The sequence below is a fragment of the Paraburkholderia suaedae genome (genome assembly GCF_040812055.1).
Taxonomy (GTDB): domain Bacteria; phylum Pseudomonadota; class Gammaproteobacteria; order Burkholderiales; family Burkholderiaceae; genus Paraburkholderia.
In genome coordinates, this window is sequence record NZ_JBFOAH010000037.1 from 1 (window position 1) to 22,288 (window position 22,288).

At 60.2% G+C, this 22,288-nt stretch carries 16 protein-coding genes and 4 pseudogenes; 7 read left to right on the top strand and 13 right to left on the bottom strand.

What is annotated here, in order from left to right; all coding sequences use genetic code 11:
- Positions 1-124 precede the first annotated feature (124 nt).
- From ABQJ48_RS32615 to ABQJ48_RS32640, 6 genes and pseudogenes are all read right to left on the bottom strand, one after another.
- Positions 125-322, bottom strand: a pseudogene (locus ABQJ48_RS32615) (acetamidase/formamidase family protein); the annotation flags it as partial.
- Positions 323-403: 81 nt separating this feature from the next.
- On the bottom strand, positions 404-1,300 hold the full coding sequence (locus tag ABQJ48_RS32620) for an alpha/beta fold hydrolase (protein ID WP_367842057.1): 897 nt from the start codon (positions 1,298-1,300) through the stop codon (positions 404-406).
- 417 nt (positions 1,301-1,717) lie between these two features.
- A complete protein-coding gene (locus ABQJ48_RS32625) occupies positions 1,718-2,605 on the bottom strand; it encodes a polysaccharide deacetylase family protein (RefSeq protein ID WP_367842058.1) in 888 nt (295 codons plus the stop codon).
- A gap of 132 nt (positions 2,606-2,737) precedes the next feature.
- The gene (locus ABQJ48_RS32630) at positions 2,738-4,024 is read right to left on the bottom strand and encodes an MFS transporter (RefSeq protein WP_367842059.1); all 1,287 of its coding nucleotides are present in this window, start codon (positions 4,022-4,024) and stop codon (positions 2,738-2,740) included.
- A 96-nt stretch (positions 4,025-4,120) separates the two neighbouring features.
- A complete protein-coding gene (locus tag ABQJ48_RS32635) occupies positions 4,121-5,353 on the bottom strand; it encodes a maleate cis-trans isomerase family protein (protein WP_367842060.1) in 1,233 nt (410 codons plus the stop codon).
- Positions 5,354-5,464: 111 nt separating this feature from the next.
- Complete coding sequence (locus ABQJ48_RS32640) at positions 5,465-6,433, bottom strand: LysR family transcriptional regulator (protein ID WP_367842061.1); 969 nt, start codon at positions 6,431-6,433, stop codon at positions 5,465-5,467.
- 178 nt (positions 6,434-6,611) lie between these two features.
- On the opposite strand from ABQJ48_RS32640, the gene ABQJ48_RS32645 reads away from it, so the two are divergent.
- Positions 6,612-7,931, top strand: a complete 1,320-nt coding sequence (locus ABQJ48_RS32645; RefSeq protein ID WP_367842093.1) for an amidase family protein — start codon at positions 6,612-6,614, stop codon at positions 7,929-7,931.
- Positions 7,932-8,017: 86 nt separating this feature from the next.
- Positions 8,018-8,758 carry an IS6 family transposase gene (locus tag ABQJ48_RS32650; RefSeq protein WP_367842062.1) on the top strand — a complete coding sequence of 247 codons (741 nt, stop codon included), beginning with the start codon at positions 8,018-8,020 and terminating at the stop codon, positions 8,756-8,758.
- Between the two features lie 56 nt (positions 8,759-8,814).
- On the opposite strand, the pseudogene ABQJ48_RS32655 reads toward ABQJ48_RS32650, so the two are convergent.
- From ABQJ48_RS32655 to ABQJ48_RS32670, 4 genes and pseudogenes are all read right to left on the bottom strand, one after another.
- Positions 8,815-8,961 (bottom strand): annotated as a pseudogene (locus ABQJ48_RS32655) (IS6 family transposase); the annotation flags it as partial.
- A gap of 87 nt (positions 8,962-9,048) precedes the next feature.
- Positions 9,049-10,260 (bottom strand): porin, encoded by a 1,212-nt coding sequence (locus ABQJ48_RS32660; RefSeq protein WP_367842063.1) that lies wholly within the window; start codon positions 10,258-10,260, stop codon positions 9,049-9,051.
- A 990-nt stretch (positions 10,261-11,250) separates the two neighbouring features.
- Positions 11,251-12,365: pseudogene (locus tag ABQJ48_RS32665) on the bottom strand (acyl-CoA dehydrogenase family protein).
- Positions 12,366-12,528: 163 nt separating this feature from the next.
- The gene (locus tag ABQJ48_RS32670) at positions 12,529-13,800 is read right to left on the bottom strand and encodes an MFS transporter (RefSeq protein ID WP_473094224.1); all 1,272 of its coding nucleotides are present in this window, start codon (positions 13,798-13,800) and stop codon (positions 12,529-12,531) included.
- Between the two features lie 232 nt (positions 13,801-14,032).
- Here ABQJ48_RS32670 and ABQJ48_RS32675 point away from each other — a divergent pair.
- Positions 14,033-14,660: pseudogene (locus ABQJ48_RS32675) on the top strand (LysR family transcriptional regulator).
- A 187-nt stretch (positions 14,661-14,847) separates the two neighbouring features.
- On the opposite strand, the gene ABQJ48_RS32680 reads toward ABQJ48_RS32675, so the two are convergent.
- The 3 genes from ABQJ48_RS32680 to ABQJ48_RS32690 form a co-directional block, all read right to left on the bottom strand.
- Entirely contained in the window at positions 14,848-16,248 is a 1,401-nt protein-coding gene (locus ABQJ48_RS32680) for an FAD-binding oxidoreductase (protein WP_367842065.1), read from the bottom strand.
- Positions 16,249-16,260: 12 nt separating this feature from the next.
- Positions 16,261-17,598 carry an MFS transporter gene (locus ABQJ48_RS32685; protein ID WP_367842066.1) on the bottom strand — a complete coding sequence of 446 codons (1,338 nt, stop codon included), beginning with the start codon at positions 17,596-17,598 and terminating at the stop codon, positions 16,261-16,263.
- A 152-nt stretch (positions 17,599-17,750) separates the two neighbouring features.
- Positions 17,751-18,488 carry an HpcH/HpaI aldolase family protein gene (locus tag ABQJ48_RS32690; protein WP_367842067.1) on the bottom strand — a complete coding sequence of 246 codons (738 nt, stop codon included), beginning with the start codon at positions 18,486-18,488 and terminating at the stop codon, positions 17,751-17,753.
- A gap of 380 nt (positions 18,489-18,868) precedes the next feature.
- Between ABQJ48_RS32690 and ABQJ48_RS32695 the strand changes: the two genes are divergently transcribed.
- The 4 genes from ABQJ48_RS32695 to ABQJ48_RS32710 all read left to right on the top strand — a co-directional run bounded on the left by ABQJ48_RS32695 (position 18,869) and on the right by ABQJ48_RS32710 (position 22,269).
- Complete coding sequence (locus ABQJ48_RS32695) at positions 18,869-19,570, top strand: ethyl tert-butyl ether degradation protein EthD (RefSeq protein ID WP_367842068.1); 702 nt, start codon at positions 18,869-18,871, stop codon at positions 19,568-19,570.
- Between the two features lie 47 nt (positions 19,571-19,617).
- Positions 19,618-20,718, top strand: coding sequence for an LLM class flavin-dependent oxidoreductase (locus ABQJ48_RS32700; RefSeq protein WP_367842069.1), 1,101 nt, complete (start codon positions 19,618-19,620; stop codon positions 20,716-20,718).
- An 8-nt stretch (positions 20,719-20,726) separates the two neighbouring features.
- The gene (locus tag ABQJ48_RS32705) at positions 20,727-21,287 is read left to right on the top strand and encodes a flavin reductase family protein (protein ID WP_367842070.1); all 561 of its coding nucleotides are present in this window, start codon (positions 20,727-20,729) and stop codon (positions 21,285-21,287) included.
- A 289-nt stretch (positions 21,288-21,576) separates the two neighbouring features.
- Positions 21,577-22,269 carry a GntR family transcriptional regulator gene (locus ABQJ48_RS32710; RefSeq protein WP_367842071.1) on the top strand — a complete coding sequence of 231 codons (693 nt, stop codon included), beginning with the start codon at positions 21,577-21,579 and terminating at the stop codon, positions 22,267-22,269.
- Positions 22,270-22,288: the final 19 nt, after the last annotated feature.

Here is a 22,288-nt window from a genome sequence, read left to right on the forward strand (position 1 = left end):
CCAGCGGATAATGCAAGCGCTTGAGCACCCGCCCGAGCGCTGCATTCATCCCGTTGATCATCGTCCCTGTCGCCTCTGCTTTCATGACCTCAGCATATCAGACCGTCTTGTTGCGACAGAACCTTCGAATCTTGCCGTCGAATGCGTCGCGCGTTTCGACGATTACACGGTCGCCCGGCGCAATGTGCAACACCGGATCGGAATACGGCCCCATGGTGTAGTGAAATTTGCCCTGACGCGCCTCTGTCAGTTCGTGAGTTTGACGAACCTCGCCACGCGCGACGCCGCGCGTGTACATGATTGATTTCTCGAGCCACTTCATGACGTTTCCTCTGAGAGTGTATGAATATGTAGCAGAGCTTATGCAGGTGCCTGCGATAGAAGGCACCGTACCCGGTGTCGTTTATCGCGGGGCTTGATCCTTTGGCTCGATGAGCAGCCCCGGCTTCGTCGAGCGCGGGTCGCGCAGGCCCCAGCGTCCGAGCTCCACTGCAGTGAAGAAATCCAGCAGTGCCCGGTTGAACACTTCCGTATCTTCAAGATTGTTGGTATGGCCCGCGCGCGGTACCACAAGCAAGCCCGCACTCGGGATGGCGCGCTTCATCAGGAGCGACGGCTCCAGGCATGCCTCATCCTCATCGCCGCACACGATAAGCGCGGGTACGGTCATGCGCTGCATTTCTTCAACGAGTTCCCACAATGCCGGCCGCTCCTTCATTACGCCGCGCAACGTGTTGGCCGAACCGAGCGCGCAGTGGTCTTCCATCTGGCGGGCGAATTCAGCCCAACCGCGTGGATCCTTATTCTGATACGGCACCCTGTTCGGGCTGATCGTGTAGCGCTTGGCCGCCTGCGCCATCTCCTGATCGAACAGCGCCGCCGATGTTTCGATCTCATCGTGGAACTGTTGCTTCATGCCAGGCTTTGCACCGTACCCGCATCCCGCAATCACGAGCGCGCGTACGCGCTCCGGATATGTGATGCCAACGTGCAGGGTGGCAAAACCACCCATCGACAACCCCACGACGTGGGCGCGATCAATCTTGAGATGATCGAGTACGGCGATTACGTCATCGCGTGCGCGTGCCTGTGAATAACGCGATACATCTTCCGGCACCATTGATGGAGGATATCCGCGCGCCGAAAACGTAACGCAACGAAAGTAACGCGAAAAGAACCGCATTTGGGGTTCCCAACTGCGCCAGTCGCCGGCAAATTCGTGCACGAAAATCAAAGCATGACCACTGCCGGCTTCTTCGTAATAGAGTTCAACGCCGTCGTCGGTGATTGCGTAGGGCATTTCGTATTTCCTTTGCGTGAAGCACTAACCAGACTGATTCCGCTCGAGGCGGCTGAGACAGTTCGCAATAACGGCCGGATCGCGCTGGGCTGAAGGTCGGGCAGGCAATAGACCGGACCAACCGGCCAAGGACAGACCAATAACGTCCCGCCGTCCGATCGGGGCCTAAACTGACGTGAGATCGGCAACCGTCTCACGTCGGATGGCAAATCAAAAACTCGGAAGTGCGCACTTCGTGACTACGGGGTGAATCGGCGGCCGTGATCGAAGCCACCGAGGTCGTAACGAAGTGCGCGGCGGACCGCAGTCATCGCCCGCGTCGTCTATCGGCAGACCTTCGTCGATACTTACTCGAAGGTGGTGTTCGCAAACCTCTACGACTGCAAGACGCCGATGCGTTGTCGAGAAAGCTAGATTTTAGGAGGTCTTCTTGCGCGGATAGCGGCGGAGGAAGTCGTCAGCGATTTCTTCGCAAGTACAGAACCGAACACCCTCGTACCTCTTGAAATAGGCGATCAGTCGCTCAAGCATCAGCAAGACCTGCGGCCGTCCAGAGACATCTGGATGGATACTTATCGGAAAGACTGCATAGTCGTTCTCGCGATACACCCATTCGAACTGGTCGCGCCACATCGATTCGATGTCGCGCGGATTCACGAAGCCATGGCTGTTCGGCGACTTCTTGATGAACAGCATCGGTGGCAGGTCATCGAGGTACCAGCTGGCCGGAATCTCGATGAGGTCGGTTTCCTGACCCCGCACGAGCGGCTTCATCCAGCTGTCCGGGTGCTTGCTGTAGTCGATCTTCGTCCACGAATCGCCGACCCGCACATAATACGGGTGGAAATCGTTGTGCATCAAGCTGTGGTCGTACTTGATGCCGCGCTCGAGCAGCAACTCGTTCGTGACTGGACTGAACTCCCACCACGGCGCTACGTAACCGATCGGCGCGCGTCCAGCTAGCTCGGTGACGAGTTCGATGCTCCGGTCGAGCACGGCCGCCTCCTGCTCGCGGGTCATCGCGATCGGGTTCTCGTGGCTGTAGCCGTGAATGCCGATTTCATGTCCGGCCCGGGCGACGGCCTGCATCTGCTCAGGGAAAGTCTCGATCGAGTGCCCGGGAATGAACCAGGTCGTCTTGATTTGTTCGCGCTCAAACAGCTTCAGCAGGCGCATCGACCCGACTTCGCCGGCAAAAAGGCCGCGCGAGATATCGTCCGGCGAGTCTTCCCCGCCATACGACCCCAGCCAGCCGGCGACCGCGTCAACATCGATACCGAACGCGATCAGGATGTCCTTGCTCATCTTCCAGACTCCTCCTTTAGTCAAGACTTCAAGAAAGCACATCTCGCTCGAAAGCTTCGCGTGTTATGAGCGAGCCTCCCGTGGCCGTCAGTGAATGGACTTGTGCCAAGGTTGCGAGCCTAAGAGATGCGATCACACCGGAATTTTTTTCTCGTAATTGATACCGAGCGAGCAGATGAGGAGGCCAATGCCTGCGCCAGCAAATACCATCATCGCGAGGAAGTACGAGCCGGTAGTCTGTACAATCACCCCAACCACAAGGGGCACTAATGCACCGCCCAGATTGGAGCCAAGGTTCATCAAGCCACCCAGCAACCCGACCTTGTCGGGCATGCCGATGATCGCCGGAACGCTCCAGTAGAGGCCTGACCACCGCAGAAAGAACATAGTGACGCACAGCAAAACGATGGTCAGCGTTCGGTCCGTGACGTAGCCCACGGAGAACGCGGCCAGTGTAACGATGGCGGCCGATATGCAGAGGAGCGTACGCATCACAGTGTTCGGTCTACCGCCGGCGGTCTTCCAGTGGTCGCCAAGATTGCCGGCGACAATTTCACCCGCAAATCCACAGAGATAAATGAGGAAGCTTGCAAACCCCAATTGACTGATATCCAGACCGTGCACTTTCGCGAGATAACTCGGCAGCCACGTTAGCAGGCCGAAGAACACGATGTTGGAAAACGTATAGCCAAGGATCATGCACCAGACCGAACGGTAGCGAAATAGCTCGCTAGTCTTGCCGCTTGCCCGTCCGGAGGTGCGATGCTCCACTGCGTTGGCCTGCTCGATGTAATCGGCTTCCTCGGCGTTGACTCCGCGATGGTCCCGTGGCGAGTTGCGAATGAAGTACCACGCGAACAGGCCGACCACTACTGTGCCAGCTCCCGCGGTGATGAATGCGATGCGCCACGAGCCGAACGCCGCAATGAGTCCTGCTATCAGAAGCGATCCGAACGCGGCGCCCAGCGGCGAGCCACCGTCCTGCAAGGTCGCGGCCCGCCCGCGCTCATTGGGCGCCATCCAAATCGCATTGAGCTTACCTCCCGCGGGCATGATCGGCGCTTCGGCAGCGCCCAGTCCCAGGCGAGTCAACAACAGTGCCGTCGCACTGCCGCACAGCCCAGCCAAGCCCTGGCAGATACCCCATATTATCGTGGCGGCCGCGATGACTATGCGCGGCTTGAACCGATCGGTAAGTAGCCCGCCCGGAACCTGCATCAACGCATACGCCCAGAAAAACGCACTGAACATCAATCCTTGCATGGCCGGGCGCAGATCGAATTCTTTTGCGATGAGAGGCATCGCCACCGACAGCGACGAACGATCGATGTAGTTGACGGTAACGAGGGTGAGCAAGAGACAGAATATTTTCCATCGCACGGCCGTTCTCTTCGCAGGGACTGCAACCGCAATGTTCATACATGCTCTCCGATCGACTGATATTGCTCTTTTGATAGCGCCGCCAGCATTGACGGCCCCTACCCGCGTCGTGCCTACCTGTGTTTTATCCTGAGGTTACCGCTTGAAGGTTGCCCAGCCATTGCGCGTCAAAATGGCTTTGACACGAGCGGCTGAATCGAGCAGCAAGTCGATTTCGTCGTCCCGCCAGTTGCGCGTGTCGGGCACGTAGTGCACGGAAAGCCACCCCATGAGCGAGCCATCCGCTGCATCGAGCCCGACGAGCATCTGGGCCCTCACTTTATACATGTCGAGGAGCGCCGCGGGAGGTTTGATCGGTGCGTTGACGCAATCGCTTTGAATCAGCGGTTGGCGATTCGCGTCGAGCCACTGAACCGTCGCCGTCGCACGCTGATTGAGTGTCGGATTGAGCTTGAGCGGCAGGATGCCCACGCCGACGGATTCCGCACAGACGGTATCCACACCGCAGTTGCGGTGCGGGACATCGATGCGAAGCGTGGTGCGGCTGCCTCCCGTGGCTTTGCGCAAGGTGTCCATCACGCCCTCGAGCTGCGCGAGGACAGGGTCGGCGCGCAGCAATTGACCCCAACCGTGCAACGGCACGTCGACCGCCGTCATCCGGAGCGCCTTCCAGAGCGTCACCGCAGTGCTGTCGAAAATCGGCTTGCCGAGCTCGGCCTCCATCTCGTCGAGGATGACGGCTGTAGGCAGATTTGTGCAAACAACGACGATGCATTCGGCGTCGGGCGAATCAGCGTCGCGCAACAATTGGCGCAGGCGTTCGAAAGGTACGTCGGCGATCTGCTTGTTTTCGGTCAGTCCGAGCTGGGCGCTGCTGACAGCCTTGAAGCCGGCCTTGTCGTAAGTGTCGATAATTTGACGCGTGGGGCCGCCCACATATGGCGCAGCGAGCGCGTAACGTTCGATGCCGCACTCCTTAAGTATCTCGAGCAGGGCGAGGGACGAGGTCGAGGCAGGCACGGCGGTAAGCCGAGTGATCTGATCGCACAGTTCAATGTCCGCTTCGAAGCCGCGCCCCGTCCAACTGCCCGATGTGCCATTCCAGAGGATCGCATCGAGCCCGCCATCACTGAGTAGGCTTGCCGCGCTGAGCATCTTTTCTGTCTGGAACTGGTCGACGTCGTGGCCGTCGAGCGTGACGTCTTTGACGGGCACTCGGGAAAAGTGCGTCGATACGCGATCGCTGATTTGAGCGGTCATCCCTGCCGTGACCGGCTCGAGCGCCGTATTCGACGATGGAGCAACGAACCCTATTTTTTTTAGATTTCCTAAGGCATTTGACCGCTTAAGGGGGAAAATATCTGACATCTTTGCGCCTCGCTCCGTGCACTGGGTTTTGGAGATAAGATAAGGACACGAGGCACGGGCGACAATACGTCAAAACGTTGAACCAGAAGCTATGAAACGTTGACGCGTTCCCTATTTCAAAATTATTTCTGGCTTGTTATGCGGCGCTGCTCCAAGGTCCGAATCGTGTTGCGCTCCACTATGATTTTCGTCCGCGAACCACTCTTGGAGGAACTGGACGCAGACACTCATTTTTGCGGAGGTCGACAGCCGCACGGGGTATCTCGCCCATCCGTCGGCTTTCTGTTCGTACGCCGGCAGGATGCGGCGAAGGGCTCCACTTCGCAAACTCGGGCCGACGTCCCATAGCGAGCGCAGGACGATTCCCGCCCCGTCGATCGCCCACTGATGTGCGATCTGGCCGTTATTCGTCGACAGTGCACCCTTCACTCGCACTGTTTCGGTGCCGTCCGGACCTTCGAGCTTCCAGTACCCATACTCCTGATCGCACTCGCGTATGACAATGCAACTGTGCTCTACCAGTTCTGCGATATCTCGAGGTTCGCCACGTTTGCGCAAGTAGTCGCCCGAGGCGCAAAGTACTCGGCTGTTGCGCATGAGGCGCCGTACGATGAGATTTTCCTCGTGCACTTGGCCCATGCGCACGTCAAGGTCGAATCCCTCCCGGATCAAATCGACCGGGCGATCGATCAGTTCAAGCTGAAACTCCAAATCAGGGTAGCGTTGCGTCATGGCGAAAATGGCGCGTGCCAAATGCTTACGTCCGAATCCGGAGGCGGCACAGATTCGTAGCTGACCTCGCACCGCTCCTTTTGTCGCCGAAATCGCGTCCACCATTTGCTCGGTGTCGTCGAGAATGCGTTGCGCCGATTGGCAGACGATGCGGCCGCTTTCAGTCAGCGACAACGATCGCGGGGTGCGGTGCAGAAGGCGAATCTTGAGGGATGCTTCGAGAATCCCGATGCGCTTGCTGATTAGCGCTTTCGATACACCCAGTTCTCGGGCGGCACTCGCAAAGCTTTGCTTGTTGGCAACGAGGCAAAACAAGCGCAAGTCCTCCAACAGGGGCAAGTCGTTCATGATTTGTATTCCCTGCGAACACGGAAGCGTCGACTATATCGCAATATAGTGGGTGCTATCATCTGGTCAAAATCGGCTAGCGGGAACAGAGCCGGCCCGTGGAAAAACGCGACCATATACGAATATGACGACAGAACCTTCGACCTTATCAGGAGTGACAGCAGTTGCGTTGGGAGGCATGCTGCGCCGGGGTGAGCTTGACGCGGTCGAGCTCACTGAGCATTTCATCGAAAATATCGAGCGCTGCGGGGATCGTGCAATTTTCATTTCGACATGCTTCGACCGAGCCCGCGAGGAGGCTCGGCAAAGCGCGCAGCGATACCGCGCAGGCAGCCCGCTGGGTCCTTTAGACGGCATTCCGGTTGCGTGGAAGGATCTCGTCGACATCGCCGGTCTTCCAACTACGGCTGGATCGGCGATTTACCGGGACGCGGTGCCAGCGACCGACGACGCGCCCATCGTGCGGTATCTCGCACGGGCTGGCATGGTCACACTTGGCAAAACCAATCTGTCCGAGTTCGCGTATTCGGCGCTTGGTCTAAACCCGCATTTCGGTACGCCCATCAACCCCTCGGCGAGCGATGTGCCGAGGGTGCCTGGCGGTTCGTCGTCGGGCTCTGCCGTGGCGGTGGCAGCCGGACTCGTCCCTGTCTCGATCGGCACCGACACGGGTGGCTCCATTCGCACGCCGGCCGCGTTCAACGGAATCGTGGGCTTCAAACCGTCGGAAGGCTGGATCAGTTGCGAGGGCGTATTCCCGTTGTCGCGTACGCTCGACACAATCGGCGTGTTCGCGCGTGATATTGAAGACTGCTTCATGCTTGATCTCGCGCTGCGTGGCCTCCCCGCGTCGTCAATGGACGATGCTGGCACGGCAGTTGGCACATCGCTTACGGTTATCGTCCCGCAAAACGAGGTGCTGGATGGCGTAGAAACAGACGTGCTCTCCAACTTTATGGCATCGGTCGAGCGACTCGCGGCTGCAGGCGTGCGCGTGCGCAGCCAAGCCGTTCCTGAGCTGACTGCGGTTCGGGAGCTGATTGCCCGGCACGGCAATATTGCCGCTTACGATGCTTATCGGTGGCACCGCGACCTACTTGAAGGCCCGCGTCATCGGGAAATCGACGCGAGGGTGTATAGACGCATGATGCAGGGCAAAGCGATGTCGGCCGCGGACTTTCAGGCATTACAGCTGGGACGCAAGTCGTTGTGCGAGTCGATGTGGGCAGCGCTTGGCGACGCACTGCTTCTGACGCCGACGGTACCGCACGTGGCACCGCCGATAGCTGCGCTTGCCGACGACGACTATTTTAATCATATCAACCTAAAAACCATCCGCAATACGATTCTCGGCAACATGTTGAATATGTGCGGCCTTGCGTTGCCGAATGGCACCACTGCCGCACAGCTGCCTACGAGTCTATTGGTGTCCGCGCCGGCCGGACACGAGGCGCGCCTGCTTCAGGCAGGCGCCACGATGCAGCGAGTGCTCAATTAGGGCCGCAGGCGGAATCTGCGGTTCTGTTGCAATAAGGCGCCCCGCGGCATTGTCACGTTACCAAAGCGGTCGCGTAAGATAGCGCGATGAAGAAAGCCAAATCGCTCTATCACGGACATCGGTTCCCGGCGGTGGTCATCAGCCATGCGGTGCGCTGGTACTTTCGTTTTCAGCTCAGCCTTCGTGATATCGAAGAGCTGCTGTTCGAGCGCGGGGTGATTGTCAGTTACGAAACGATCCGGCGTTGGTGCGACAAGTTTGGGGCTGGCTTCGCGCATCGCGTCAAAGCGGTTCGCCGAAAGCCAGGTACCACCTGGCATCTGGACGAAGTGTTTGTTACGCTGCGCGGCGAGCCTTATTTGCTGTGGCGAGCAGTCGATCAGCACGGCGCTGAACTCGATATCCTGTTGCAGAAGCGTCGCGACAAGGCTGCGGCCAAGCGGTTTTTCAAGCGCGTGCTGGCGTCGTGTCCCGAAGTGCCGGTGCCGGGCAAGATCGTCACCGACCAGTTGCGCAGCTATCCGGCGGCGAAGGCCGAAATTGCCGAACTGGCAAACGTCAAACACGTTTTCGTCAAAGCCAGTGCACGGGTGAACAATCGTGCCGAAAACAGCCATCAGCCTACGCGTGAACGCGAGCGCCGGATGCGTGGCTTCCGCGACCCGAAACGCACGCAAGCTTTCCTGTCGAGCTTCGGACCGATCCGCCAGCACTTCGCGCTCAAGCGACATTTACAGCGTGCATCACTGTATCGCAAACAGCTCGCCGTACGCTTTGCTACGTGGCATCGCTTCACCGGGCTTACCCAAGATCCGTCCGATTTCTGAGCCAGCGGTGCGCTCTATCGGCTATCGCGTCATCAACACGCCAACGTGACAATGCCGTCCACCTCGATACCCCGCTCGGCCATCATTTCTTCGAGGTTACGGAGGCTCAATGAGTACGCCACGTACCACCGGACGCACAGCAGGATCACGTCCAGCGGGTAGTGCAGCCGCTTCAATACCTTGCCAATGCCGGCGGGCAGCATCTTGCTCGGCGTCTTCGTCTTTGCCATCGTCCTTGTCATACGTTGCGGTCGACGGATTTTACTTGACCGCGCTAATGCGACAAAACCTCAAAAAGTCTTGCGAATGCCCACACGCAGCGCGAGCTGGTTAGCCGAACTAGACGCCGACAACACCGGAGCCAGATCGGCAACGGCACCGCCCCCGGCGCGCATGTAGGTCGCTACTGTGTAGACGTCCGTACTCTTGGACAGATAGTAATCGACGCTGCCGTCGACTTCCTGATAACGCGGACGCTGCCCGGTTGCCGATACTGAGCCTTGGGTATAGCTGTATGCGGTGCCGAGTTGCAGCGCCGGCGTGACCTGGTAACTGGCGACGACTTCACCGATATTGAACGTGACATGCCCCGCGATCTTCGCACCCAGCGCCGGGTCGAGGTCGCCGAACTGAGTATGAGTCCAGTTCGCGCTGATCTTCACCGAACCGAATGTGTACGCACCGCCCACGCCGACTACCTTGTAGCTGCCCGCTGCAAGACCGTAGTTGCCGTCGACCGTGTTGTTGGGTGTCCAGACGCCATCGGTCACGGCTGTAGCCGGATGGTCGATCGCCGTATAAGCAGCGGCGAATTCGAAAAAACCGCCAACATATTGCAACGCAAAAGATTTGGCACTGTTCCGAGCGAAATTGCCCGCAGTCCCGCCGAAGCTGTAAGCGGCGACTCCGGTCAGGCCGGCGATGACGGGCGACACATACTTCACCGCGTTTTGCAGGCGGAAATCGATGCCGTTGTTGTCCAGATCACCCGGATGCGGAAACAGAATGCCGCCAGGCAGCCTGCCGTTCGCCGAATAGGGGCCGATATAGTCGCCGATTTCTTCGTCCTGCCGGCCGAGTGTCAGTGTACCGTAGTGAACGTTTGACAGCCCGACATAGGCGGGTCGGCCGAACAAGCGCCCACCTTGACTAAGCGCCCCGGTGTTCACATTGAAGCCGCTTTCCAGCCTGAAGATTGCGGTACTGCCTTCACCGAGGTCCTCAGTCCCCTTCAACCCCCAGCGATTGCCCTGCGCCATACTGCTTTGCATCTGATAGGCGCTATGGCCGCCTTGGTTGCTCGAATACGTCAGGCCGTCATCAATGATGCCGTACAGGATGACGCTGCTCTGGGCGTAGGCGCCCGTGCTAAATCCAAGGATACCTAAGGAAAGTGCTAAAAGCGTTTTCACGTCATTCACCTGTCGTGGTTGTTGTTTTCGAATAATTTCCGCTACTGGCTTGGCATCGTTGACAGACCGACAATCTGACCTCTTTCGCAACCATGCGCGATTCCCTACATTGCTACGTCCTTCACTAAACGACTCGCAGCATCGCGATTTACTCCGCCGGCTACGACTGACTCGAACAGCTAACGGCACCGATGATCGAGGCATCCGGACTGCTGCACGAAGCTGCCCCTTGCTCGCGCAATCAAAATCGTAATACCAGGCATGAGCGTTTCAACCTTGCGATGTCTGACTTCAGGGTTCCACCCGAGCCGCATGATTCTCCCGCACGGCAGGTGCCGGTCGACGATCCGGGCAGGTTCTTATCTGCATCGAAGTTTCTTCACCTTATCCATCTCGTATTCTGAATTCAGAATATGGGCTAATAATTTAGGTGTCAAGCTTTTCATGCTACAAACTTGCACTGACCAGCACTGCGATGAGCGCGTCTCGCTACCCGTGAGGCAGAGGCTGGCCTCCGTGCCGGAAATCGCCGGGTGTGGGCCTGTCCACATCGTTCGGCTCTGGCAGCAATGCCAATCCGCGTCTGATTCCTGACGGCAGGCCAGACTCTGCCTCACGGGTAGTCATACTGCCTAGGCCAATACGGCCCTCCAGTTTTGGGAAAGATCGTGCAGCCATCGGTGAATCTGGATCGTATCGTGTGCGACGGGCCATACGTTACCGTCAACGAATCGAAAGACATCGTGGTTAGCGAGCGCCGCGGCGCGGTGAGGACTTTGCAGCCGCGCCGCGGATCATAGACTCAGGGCGGCACCCAACTTGTCCGCCGGAGGGAGTAGAATTTTTTTGCCGCCGGCACGGCGATAGCTCGTCTCACGAACATCGCAGCACGCCAGGCAGACGATTGACGTCCGCGGCATGCCAGTTAAGCACATGCGACCGCGCGCGCGTTAAATCGGCAGCCGTGCACGACATTAAGCGTGGCAATGTCGACCGCTGTCGGCACAGTACTACCGCTTCGCAAACGCACCGCTTGCCGTCGCTTGGCACGGAACCGACAGGCCTTCATGCTGATTGCGTTTAAGGGTATGGTTTCATCACGGGCGCCACGCCGGCGAAGATCGCACCGGCGCCGTCAAAGGTCGACTCATTGAGCGCTCCGTGCTGCGTAACGACGATTGAATCCCGCACCATACGCTGTAGGGGATGGTCCGCCCGGACCGCCGCCACGCCGGCCAGCCTGTAAGCACCTTGCACCACGTCGGCGGCCGTCTGCACAGCGTGCGTGGCCGACAGCCGTAACAGGTTCGTCTGCGATGTCGGCAGCCGATCGCCTGAGACGACGGTCACCCATGCCTTTTCTGACTCCTCGAAGAAAAACGCACGCGCGCTGTGCAACGCTGTCTCGGCCTTGGCCAGTTCTATGCGGAAATAAGCCCGGTCCGCGAGACAAGGCGCGCCCGTCACGGTCTTTGTGCCGGCGGCCATCGCCGTGACGTGATTGAGCGCCGCGCGCGCCAACCCGACGTTGGCGACGGCATGGACCGCCGCCTGATAGGCAATCGCCGGATACCGGTAGAGGGGTCCGTCAATGACAGGGGTCGCGCCTCGCACGAACGTCCACTCGTTTCCGATGAAGCGTCATTTGAGCCGCAAATCGTGGCAGCCCGTGCCTTGTATTTCAACCACATTCCAGTTGTCGACGATTTCCACTTCGCCGGCAGGAAATACCACTGTAAGAGGCTTGCCGGCGTCCGACGAACGCGCATCGGCTGGTATGCCGCCAATGCCCACGCCGATCCAGTCCGCGCCGTTGCAGCCGCTGGCGAACTGCCATCTGCCGCTCACGCGCCAGCCGTTTGGTGCGGCCTGCGCCGGCTGCACTGGATACAGTCCGCCGGCAAAGACCTGATCGGATCCACTCGCGTAGATTCGCCGTTGCGTATCGAGCGGCAACGCGGCGAGATAGGTATTCGCGGAGCCAAATGCCCCGACCCAGGCAGCGGACCCGTCTGCGATAGCGATGCGTTCGAGGATGCGCAGAAAGTCGGCGGGCGGCCGTTCATCGCCGCCCGCCGAATCGTTTCGGCGTGCTGGCGCGAAAGATCCCCACCTGTTTCATCTTCGCCACGATGTCGCGCGGCACGCGTTGCAAGCGGCTGAACTCGTCGCTGCGGCGCGATTTCGGCGAGCATCTCGTCGAACGTCGGCGCAACGGCACTCGCCGCGGCTCCGGCCGTCATCTCCTCCACTTCGGCAACAGAACGCGTTTCGTCCCGTTGAACAGTATTCATCGTTAGCCTATTTCGGCATGCGAATATCGGCAGCGTCGAGCGCTGTTAAAGTCGCGCGTTTCGCTCAGCTGCGACGCGATGCGCGGGCGGCCAGTGACCGCGCGTCGCGCGGCCACGTCTCCGGCGTAAACAGCAACGTGACGACCGTGACCATTCCCATTGCCCCGAGATACAGCGCGATCGGAAATGCTTGCCGGTAGTACGCCAGCAACGCGGTTGCAACCAACGGTGCCAGACCGCCGCCGAGCACAGACGCGAGCTCACGCCCGATACCCACGCCGGAAAATCGCAGATTTGCGGGCATCAATTCGCTAATATAGGCGGGCTGCGCGCCTTCGAGAATGCCGAGGATCACGCTATTGGCCAGCACCAGTGCTAACACGATGATCCACGGCTGACGTGTCTGGAACATCAGGAAGAACGGATAGGCGAAGATCACGATGCCGAGCGCGCCTGCCATATAGAGCGGCTTGCGGCCGAAACGGTCGCACAGATGGCCGGACAGCAGCGCCATTGGAATCAGCAACAACATCGACACCGTAAGTGCACTTAGCACGAGCGTGTTCGAGATTCCGACATACTTCGCATACACAATGGAAAACGCGAAAAACATATACGACGCACCGCCCTCTCCGAAGCGCAGACCGAACACGCTCATAATCTGGCGCGGGCAGCGCTTCATCGCTTCCAGCACGGGCATGCGCTCGAGCGCGCCGCGCTGCGCCGTCTCCACGAACTCGGCGCTTTCCGGCACATGCGTGCGCATATACATGCCAACGCCGATGATCAATACGCTGAGCAGGAACGGCACGCGCCAGCCCCAGCTTAGGAAATCCTGCTCAGGAAAAGACTGCATCACGAGAAAGGCCGCCGTGGACAGTACAAACCCAAGTGCCGCCCCGCTAGGGCTCCATGCCGACAGATAGCCGCGCCGATGCGCCGGCGTGTTCTCGCTGATCATGAGGATGCTTCCGGTCCACTCGCCGCCTGCGGCGAGACCTTGCACAACTCGCAGCACCACCAGCAGCACGGGCGCGAGGATACCGGTTTGCTGATAGGTCGGCAGCAGGCCCATGCAGAAGGTCGCGACGCCCATAGTTCCCAAGGTCAGCAGCATTGTTTTCTTGCGGCCGTAACGATCCCCGAGATGACCGCAGATCACGCCGCCGATAGGCCGCGCGAGGAATCCGACGGTGGCGCCGCCGAAAGCCGCGATCGTGCCGGTCAAGGGATCCTGACCGACGGGAAAGAACAGCTTTCCGAACACCAGTGCGGCCGCCGTGCCGTATAGGAAGAAGTCGTACCATTCAAGGATCTGTCCCGCCACCGACGTCATGATGGTGCGTATTCGCGAGGGCCGGTCGATGTGGTCGTTCGCGGTGTCGAGCGACACGTCGGCGGAAACTGCAGTTCTTGTATTCATGATGGCAAGCGTCACGCAGCTAAGAGAAATCGAAATCCCGATAGGGGTGAAGGCCCTGGTGCAGACATCCTGCGAGCTATCCGTGGCTTGCAGTAAGATAGTTTCGGCTTTTCACACGGTCAAATAAGCGCCAATAATGCACGTCATGAATAGAACGGATCTGGAACCGGCCGACCTCTATCTATTGCGCGTCTTTCTAACCATCTGGGACCTGCGAAGCCTGACTACGGCAGGCGAGCGGCTCGGCTTGAGCCAGCCGGCCGTGAGTCATGCATTGCGCCGCCTGCGCACACATTTCGACGACCCCTTGTTCGTGCGTACGCCTACGGATATGACACCGACAGCCGCGGCGATCCGCCTGCATGAACCGCTCGCCGAAGCGTTCAACATCATCCAGTCCGCGATGCAGCATCACACGTGTTTCGACCCGCTAACGGCGGCACGCGCGTCCCGTATCTGCATGTCCGATATGTCGGAACACTAATTTTTTCCGACGTTGCTTGCGGCGCTACAGGCGCAGGCGCCATCGATCAAAATCGAGGTCATACAGCACCGCGCCGCAGATCGTCCTCAGCACTGACCTGGCCGTGATCCTGCCGCACAGCATTGCGGAGCACTTCGATCGCGGGCTATCGCTTTGTCTGCTTGCGCTGCCTTACGATCTGCCGTCGATCGACGTGCAGATTTACGCACACGAATGCTTTGCCAGCGACCCCGGTATCGCGTGGTTGCGCGCGCCATTCATGGAGATGTTCGCTAGGGCGCTTGTGTGACGCATCGGCGTCGCTAAGTGTATTGCAACGGCCAGTATCGCAAGATACGAATGCCCTAGCCCCCGCTCACAGCCGCCCTGCTTCCACTTAAAGATTCACCTTGATGAAACCTCCACCCTTCAGGCGGATGAGAAGTTGCGTCAACCGTCGGAGCCGATGAAACGCGACTACCTGCGCAGCACTGACATCAGTTGGCGTCGGGCAGTATCTTGCCTGGATTCAGGATGCCATGCGGATCCAACGCCACCTTGACCGCCCGCATCGCGGCCAATTCGGCCGGCCCGCGCGTGTGACCGAGTACATTGCGCTTCTTGCTGCCGATGCCATGCTCGGCCGACACTGAACCGCGATACTCGCGAACGATCCCGTACACAAGCGCCTCGACGGCCGCGACAGTGGTGGTGTCGGCGCCGGGCACCTGCACGATCAGGTGCAGATTGCCGTCACCGAGATGGCCGTAAGTGAGCACGGTGCTGCCAGGCCACGCTGCGCGCAACGCTGCATCACATTGCCGCGCGGCGCGGCCGATGTCGGCGATCGCGAAGCTGACGTCGAAGGCGATCAGATCTGGCATCAGGATCGGGAATTCAGCGGTAGCGTCACGTATGCGCCAGAATGCGGCAGCGTCGCTTTGCGATTGCGCGAGCGACGCGTTCTCGATCACGCCGGCGTCGAGCATGTCGGCCAGAAACTCTTCGAATTCGCCTTGATGGCGTGCTTCGTCGGTCCCGACCGATTCGACCAGCACGTACAACGAATGCACAGTGTCAAGCGGCGAGCGCACCGTACTCACATGGCCGAGCAGATAGTCGACGAAGCTTGGCCACATCACCTCGAATGCCGACACACCTGTCGCGAGCCGCCGTTGCGCCTGGCCGAGCATACGCGTGACCGCAGCGTACTCCGGCAGTCCGCACCATGCTGTTGCGACCGCGCCGGCACGCGGACGTAGCCGCAGCACCGCGCGCGTAATGATGCCGAGTGTCCCTTCGCTGCCGATCATCAGGTTGCGCAAGTCGTAACCGGTATTGTTCTTGACCATCTTGTGGGTGCCGTCGATGACGCTGCCATCGGCTAGCACGGCTTCGAGACCGAGCACCTGATCGCGCGCCATGCCGTACCTGATGACGCGATTGCCACCCGCGTTGGTCGCGAGGTTTCCGCCGATCGTGCAACTGCCGCGCGCGCCGAGATCGAGCGGGAACATCAAATCGGCTTCGCTCGCGGCGCGTTGCACCGCCTCGAGCGTGGCGCCCGCTTCAACCGTTATCGTGCTTGATACCGGGTCGACTTCCTCAATGGCGGTCATGCGTTCGAGGGTCAGCGCAATATCGCCGGCCGATGTGCACGCGCCGCCCGCGAGGCCGGTCAGGCCGCCCTGCGCGACGACGGGCTGCCGAAACTGGTGGCAAATGGCCAGCGCCTGCGACACTTGCGCGGTCGAGCGAGGCCGCAGCAGCGCCAACGGCGTGTCGCCGACCAAACCGCTCCAATCGGCACTGCGCCTCTCGAGTATGCGTTCGCGCGTGCTGACAACGTCGTCGCCGAACGCTTCAAGCAAGGCGGTCAAGACTTCAGCGTTGGACATCTGTCGGCTCCTTTATCGATTGATTTGTGGGTTGCTCACCACGGGCTGCGGCTCGTCGGAAACCAGCGCAAGCAGCACCACGGCGAGCAGCGAAACAGCCGCGAACATGTACATCGCGCCGTCCAGGCGATTCGTCAGCGTCTTGATCCAACCGACGATGTATGGCGAGAAGAAGCCCGGCACATTGCCCAGCGACGTGATAAACGCGATCGCGACTGCGGCGGCCGAACCCTGGTAGCTCGATGTCGGCAGATTCCAGAACACGGGCAGCGACGCCATCAGGCCAAACATCGCAAGAGTCAGGACCGCAATCGACAACGCGACGCTATCAACGACGAACGGACTCACCGTCCAACTGATTGCAGCGAGCAGAGACAGTACCATCAGCGTGCCGCGGGTGTTCTGGCGACGGTCGACGTGAGCGGCGACGAAACACATTGCGACCATCGCGCCCGCCCAGGGTATTGCCGATAAGAGGCCGATTGACAACGGATCCTTGACGCCCGATGACTTGATGATCGTCGGCAGCCAGAAGACGAATCCGAAGAACGACATGCCATAGCAGCCGTAGATGCCCGACAGGATCCACACGCGCGCGGATAACAGCACGCGGCCTGGCGGTTCGTCCGTCGTCCCGGTGCGATCGTTCGCAATCAAGGCGGATAGGTGCTGCTTTTCTCCCGTGCTGAGCCAAGTGGCGAGCGCCGGCGACGGAGGGAGATAGAGCAGCGTGGCCATCCCCAGCAGCACCGACGGCACACCTTCGATCAGGAACAGCCATTGCCAGCCAGCGATACCGTTCAGACTGGTCATGCTGTGCAGAATCGCCCCCGACACCGGCCCGACGACGACGCCCGCGACCGCGATCGCCGTCATGAAGATTGCCGTCATCTTCGTGCGGTATTCACGTGTGAACCAGTTGGTGAGATAAAAGATCACGCCGGGAAAGAAGCCCGCCTCGGCGACGCCAAGCAGAAAGCGCATCACGTAGAACTGCATAGGTGTGTGTACGAACATCATGCCCGCGGAGACGACGCCCCAGGAGACCATGATCCGCGCGATCCAGCGATTCGCGCCATATTTCCTAAGCAGGATGTTGCTCGGCACTTCGAACAGCACGTAGCCGATGAAGAAGATGCCCGCCCCCAGACCGTACACGGTCTCAGAGAAACCGAGCTGATCCAGCATCTGGAGTTTGGCGAATGCCACGTTCATCCGGTCGACCTGGGCGATCAGATAACAGATGAACAGCAAAGGCATCAAGCGCCAGGCGATCTTGCTAAACAGTGTGCGCGAAGCGTCGCGCGATTCAAACGGAAGCGTAACGATTACACTTTCTTCGGGAACCATGCTTGCCTCACCTTTATCGTTCTGCTTTCAGACATGAAATCGGACGGCCCCGCTAGTCAAATACACGGCGAACGCCCAGCGATTGATGATCTGCGGCCCGCTGCGGCGAATCACGCTAACACACACCCGCGCGATTCGCCACGCGCGATGCTCTACAGCGCGGCGGTTGCGTGCGCCGTCAGAAATGCCTGCTTGAAAACATCGATGTCGTTAGCCGCCACAGCCATGCGATAACCGTTTGTAAACGCCTCGCGCGCGGCTGCGGCATCACCCGTGAAGATACCGCACGGCAAGCCGCGCTCGCGTGCCGCAGCCAGCACGCGTTCACAGTCGCCGGCAATCACTTCCGAGTCAGTCGTGCCGCGCGAAAGCGACAGATCGCCAGTGCCGATGAACAGGTAGTCGACACCGGGTACAGCCGCGATCTCGCGTGCGTTTCTGACGCCCTCGACCGTCTCGATCAGCATGCCGACAGCGACATGACGATCCGCTTCGAGCATTGCTTCGAAGCCGGCCAGCAGCGGGCGCACACCGCCGGCCGAGCGCGTGCCAAAAGGTGGATAGCGGGAGGCCGAAACTGCGCGGCGCGCGTCGTCTGCTGTTTCGATCATCGGTATGAGCACCGACGACGCACCAGCATCGAGCACTTGCGCGATGGCGTGCGGCGAGTTGTCCGCGCAGCGGCCGATAACCGGCACACGCATTCTGACCGCTGCGATTGCCGCTTCTAGCGTGCCCCGTTCCCACAAGCCATGCTGCAAATCAAGCACGATCGCGCCCGGTGCCACGTGCGCGGCAAACTCCACGACCGGCGCACTGCCGAGCGCGAGCCACATGCAGTCAACTGGCGCTGCTCCCTGAAACAAAGGTTTGAGTGAAGAAAACAACATGAGAGCGCTCCTGGTGCGTCGTAGTGCAACAGTCAGGCAAGGTCGCGCCTATGATGGGCGCGGATCGCTACCGCCGTTGCGGGTTGCGGTGCCGCCCGGGTACTAATCCCAAGCAGATACTATGAACTGAATTCAGAATATTGTTTAGAAAAAAGAATGTCAAACACCAGCTACGGAAATTGCGATGGTTTCCGGGTATACGCGAACTTGTCCCCTGCGGTCCGATAGTTCCCCGGTAAAGATCAATAGCGAGCCCAGGCGATTTTTTTACGCTTGACATTCAATGCCTTCGGAAATATTCTGAATTCAGAATTCTTCGACGAGGATGTCCTCGATGCCGTATGGCAGACGGACAACGTCGGCTTGCATGGAGACAAGGTATGCAGATTGCCCTCTTCCTGACGTATCGCACGCCGACGAGTGCCGGGCCGGCTCCGCTGGCCGAGTTCGCGCGGCAACTCGCCGCGACCCCGGGCATGCGGCGCGCGGTCATGCATGCGCCCGCAGCTGCGAGCGATCCTTATCTGAAAGTGGAGCGCGCGCCACAACTGGTGCTGCAGATGTATTTCGACGAGCTCATGGCGCTGGAAGCCGCGTCGGCACGCGCTGGCAGCCTGCAGGCTTTGACCGATTGCCGCACGGTCCGCTGGACGGGCGACGCGGAGATGACGCAACAAGCAATGGCCGTGCGCCGCTACGTCACCCCATCACCGCGCACCGGTCAGACGACGTTATGCAGTTATCTCGTCGCGTATGAGGGTGCCCCGCAGGATTACGACGCATGGCTCGGCCACTATCTCACCGCACACGTGCCGCTGATGGGACGCCTGCCTGAGATTCGGGAGCTTGAGATTTATACGCGTCTCGACTCGCTCAGTGCCCTGCCCGCGCGGCGCGAGTTTGCCGTGCAGCGCAACAAGGTCGTGTTCGACGACGCCGAGGCGCTGACGCGTGCACTCAATTCGGCGATCCGGCACGAGATGCGCCGCGACTTCGAAGTGTCAGCACCGTTCGACGGACACAACGTGCATTTTCCGATGACGAGCCACGTTGTGACGATCGCATCGGACCACGGACTTTAGCAATAGTGCCGGCGGCCGGCCGGTCATCGAATCCCTCAGGAGAGCCAATGAGCAGCATCGTCCAGAACCCGATGCGCGGGCCCAACCCCTTCAAGGTCGGCGTATTTTCGGCGAACGCCGATGGCGGCCTGAGCTTTACCACCGTGCCCGAGCGCTGGAGCGCGCAATGGGATGACGTGCAGCGCGCGGCGATCATCGCCGACCGCGGCGGCCTCGATTTCTTCTTGCCCATAGCGCGGTGGAAAGGCTTCGGCGGCGCGACCAACGCACGCGAATGGTCGTTCGAGGCATTCACATTTGCGGCCGCCCTCGCCGCCGTCACCGAACGCATCGCGCTGTTCATGACCGTGCACGTGCCTCTCGTCCATCCGATCTACGCGGCCAAGGCGCTCGCCACCGTCGATCACATCAGCCATGGCCGCGCGGGACTGAATATCGTATGCGGCTGGAATCCCGACGAGTTCGCCATGTTCGGCACGAAACTGAGCGACGCTCCATACGTACAGGCCGGCGAATGGACGGAGATCCTCACGCTGCTTTTCAACGACCCGGCACCGCTTGACTTCGAAGGCCAGTTCTACCACCTCAAGCAGGCGGTTTCCAAGCCTGCGGCACTGCAGTCGCCCCGCCCCGTCACCATGAATGCCGCATTCGGCCCACCGGGGCGCGATTTCGCCGCGCAGTATTGCGACTACCTGTTCACGACTTTCACCGAGATCGAGGTCGGCCGTCAGCACATCGTCGACGTTCGGGCGCGCGGCGAGCGAGCCGGGCGCGCCATCGGCGTCTATACGGTCGCGCACGTCGTGTGCCGCGAGACGGAGAAGGAAGCACGCGAATACTACGACTACTATTCGCGCGATCACGCCGACGAGGCCGCGCTCGACTATCACATGAAGCAGAAGCAAGGCTTTTCGAAAAGCCACGAAGACGACGCGTATCGCCTGTATCGGCAACGCTTCGCGGCTGGCACCGGAAGCTATCCGCTAGTCGGAACGCCCGAACAGATTGTGGAGCAGATGGTCCGGATGCACGAAGCCGGATTCGGTGGCGCGGCGTTGACCTTCGTTAATTATGTCGAAGAGTTGCCGTTCTTCTGCGAACGTGTGGTGCCGCTGATGCGCGCGAGCGGTCTGCGTGTCGAATGAGGTCTGCCATGAATCCGGTTCCTCAACACAGTACGGCGATCGGTGGCCTGCCGTCGCCGCTGGCCACGGCCGCCGATTTTCGCCAAGGCATGCGTCGGCTCGCCGGCGCCGTGACCGTTATCGCTGCGCGGCCGGAGGACGGCTCGCCACGCGGTCTCGCAGCGACTGCCGTATGTTCGGTCACCACGGAGCCGGCGGCGCTGCTCGCTTGCGTCAATCAAACGAGTTCGCTCGGCAGCTTAATCGCCGTGGGCTTGCCGTTCACAGTCAACGTGCTGGGCGCGCATCACGAGGAACTGGCGCGCGCCTTCGGCGGCATGCTCGGTATGGACCAGCCATCGCGTTTCCAGCTCGGCGACTGGCGTGAAGCGCCCAACGGCGCGCCCATGCTGGCCGATGCGCTCGTCTCTTTCGCCTGTCATGTTTCGCGGACCGTCGAGTTTTCGAGCCACGTCATCGTGATCGGCGAGGTTGAACACGTCGCGGTGCACGAAGACGGCGCGCCGCTTGCCAACCTCATCTATCACAACGGCGCTTTTCGTCAGATAGGCGATTCCGCGCAGGCATAATCTGCACGGGCGCCACCTGGATTAAAGCCGCAGCTTGCGCGGCTTCGGCCGACAATGGCGTCCGGTGGGCTTTGGTGCGGTACACCGGGTGCCAGAAATGACCGCGACGCTCAACGCGGGCATAAGACCGATCGTCGATTGCGCGGACCGCTCCAGGAACGCCACGCAGCACATGGAGAGGCGCACCGCCTTGCCCCCGTAGGCGCCAGCGGAGGTGCCTGCACGCACAATGTACAATGCCCGCACACAACCGGAATTCATAATACATGCCTCGACCAGGACTCCATTGATGGCCGAAGACCATGCGAAAGTCGCCAAATTTCCGCGCCGTACAGCGCTCAGGCAGACCACGTTGAGCGAGACGGTCTATCAGCACATCCGTTCACGGCTGCAACGTGGCGAAGTGGGGCCGAACGACCGCGTCCTCGACTACGAGATCGCGGACGAGTTCGACTGCACGCGTATGCCGGTGCGTCAGGCATTGCTGCGCCTCGTCAGCGAAGGCTATCTTGTCGGCACGACGCGCGGCTTCGTCGTGCCCACGCTAACCACAGACGACGTTCACGAAATTTTCGAAGTCCGCCGTCTGCTTGAGCCGAGTGCGGCCTCGGGCGTGGCTGCGGTCCTGACAGACAAGCAGAACGCCGCGCTCAAGCGCGCTTACCAGAAGGCGCGCAAAGCCTATGACAAAACCGACGCGGCGACGATGATCGAAGCGAACGTCGAATTTCGCAATGTCTGGCTGGACGCCGTGCCGAATTCTCGATTGCAGGCGACGATCCGGCGCTTTGCCGATCATGCACAGCAGGTGCGGCTCGGCACGCTCAACAATCGCAGCACTCAGAAGATCGTCATCGACGGCATGCGCGAGTTGCTCGACGGCTTTTCTGCCCGCGATCCCAAAGTAATCAAAGCGACCATGCTCCGGTTCATCCTCAGTGCCGAGGAACAATACTTCGCCTTGCTCAACGGGCAGGATTGAACGCAGGCAGCATGCCGCG

Bases quoted from the DNA above. Each gene is read 5' to 3' on its own strand.
- ABQJ48_RS32710 (WP_367842071.1), top strand. From the start codon at position 21,577: ATGGCCGAAGACCATGCGAAAGTCGCCAAATTTCCGCGCCGTACAGCG.
- ABQJ48_RS32625 (WP_367842058.1), bottom strand. From the start codon at position 2,605: ATGAGCAAGGACATCCTGATCGCGTTCGGTATCGATGTTGACGCGGTC.
- ABQJ48_RS32620 (WP_367842057.1), bottom strand. From the start codon at position 1,300: ATGCCCTACGCAATCACCGACGACGGCGTTGAACTCTATTACGAAGAA.
- ABQJ48_RS32635 (WP_367842060.1), bottom strand. From the start codon at position 5,353: ATGTCAGATATTTTCCCCCTTAAGCGGTCAAATGCCTTAGGAAATCTA.
- ABQJ48_RS32685 (WP_367842066.1), bottom strand. From the start codon at position 17,598: ATGGTTCCCGAAGAAAGTGTAATCGTTACGCTTCCGTTTGAATCGCGC.
- ABQJ48_RS32680 (WP_367842065.1), bottom strand. From the start codon at position 16,248: ATGTCCAACGCTGAAGTCTTGACCGCCTTGCTTGAAGCGTTCGGCGAC.
- ABQJ48_RS32630 (WP_367842059.1), bottom strand. From the start codon at position 4,024: ATGAACATTGCGGTTGCAGTCCCTGCGAAGAGAACGGCCGTGCGATGG.
- ABQJ48_RS32690 (WP_367842067.1), bottom strand. From the start codon at position 18,488: ATGTTGTTTTCTTCACTCAAACCTTTGTTTCAGGGAGCAGCGCCAGTT.
- ABQJ48_RS32670 (WP_473094224.1), bottom strand. From the start codon at position 13,800: ATGACGTCGGTGGCGGGACAGATCCTTGAATGGTACGACTTCTTCCTA.
- ABQJ48_RS32650 (WP_367842062.1), top strand. From the start codon at position 8,018: ATGAAGAAAGCCAAATCGCTCTATCACGGACATCGGTTCCCGGCGGTG.
- ABQJ48_RS32705 (WP_367842070.1), top strand. From the start codon at position 20,727: ATGAATCCGGTTCCTCAACACAGTACGGCGATCGGTGGCCTGCCGTCG.
- ABQJ48_RS32695 (WP_367842068.1), top strand. From the start codon at position 18,869: ATGCAGATTGCCCTCTTCCTGACGTATCGCACGCCGACGAGTGCCGGG.
- ABQJ48_RS32640 (WP_367842061.1), bottom strand. From the start codon at position 6,433: ATGAACGACTTGCCCCTGTTGGAGGACTTGCGCTTGTTTTGCCTCGTT.
- ABQJ48_RS32645 (WP_367842093.1), top strand. From the start codon at position 6,612: ATGCTGCGCCGGGGTGAGCTTGACGCGGTCGAGCTCACTGAGCATTTC.
- ABQJ48_RS32700 (WP_367842069.1), top strand. From the start codon at position 19,618: ATGAGCAGCATCGTCCAGAACCCGATGCGCGGGCCCAACCCCTTCAAG.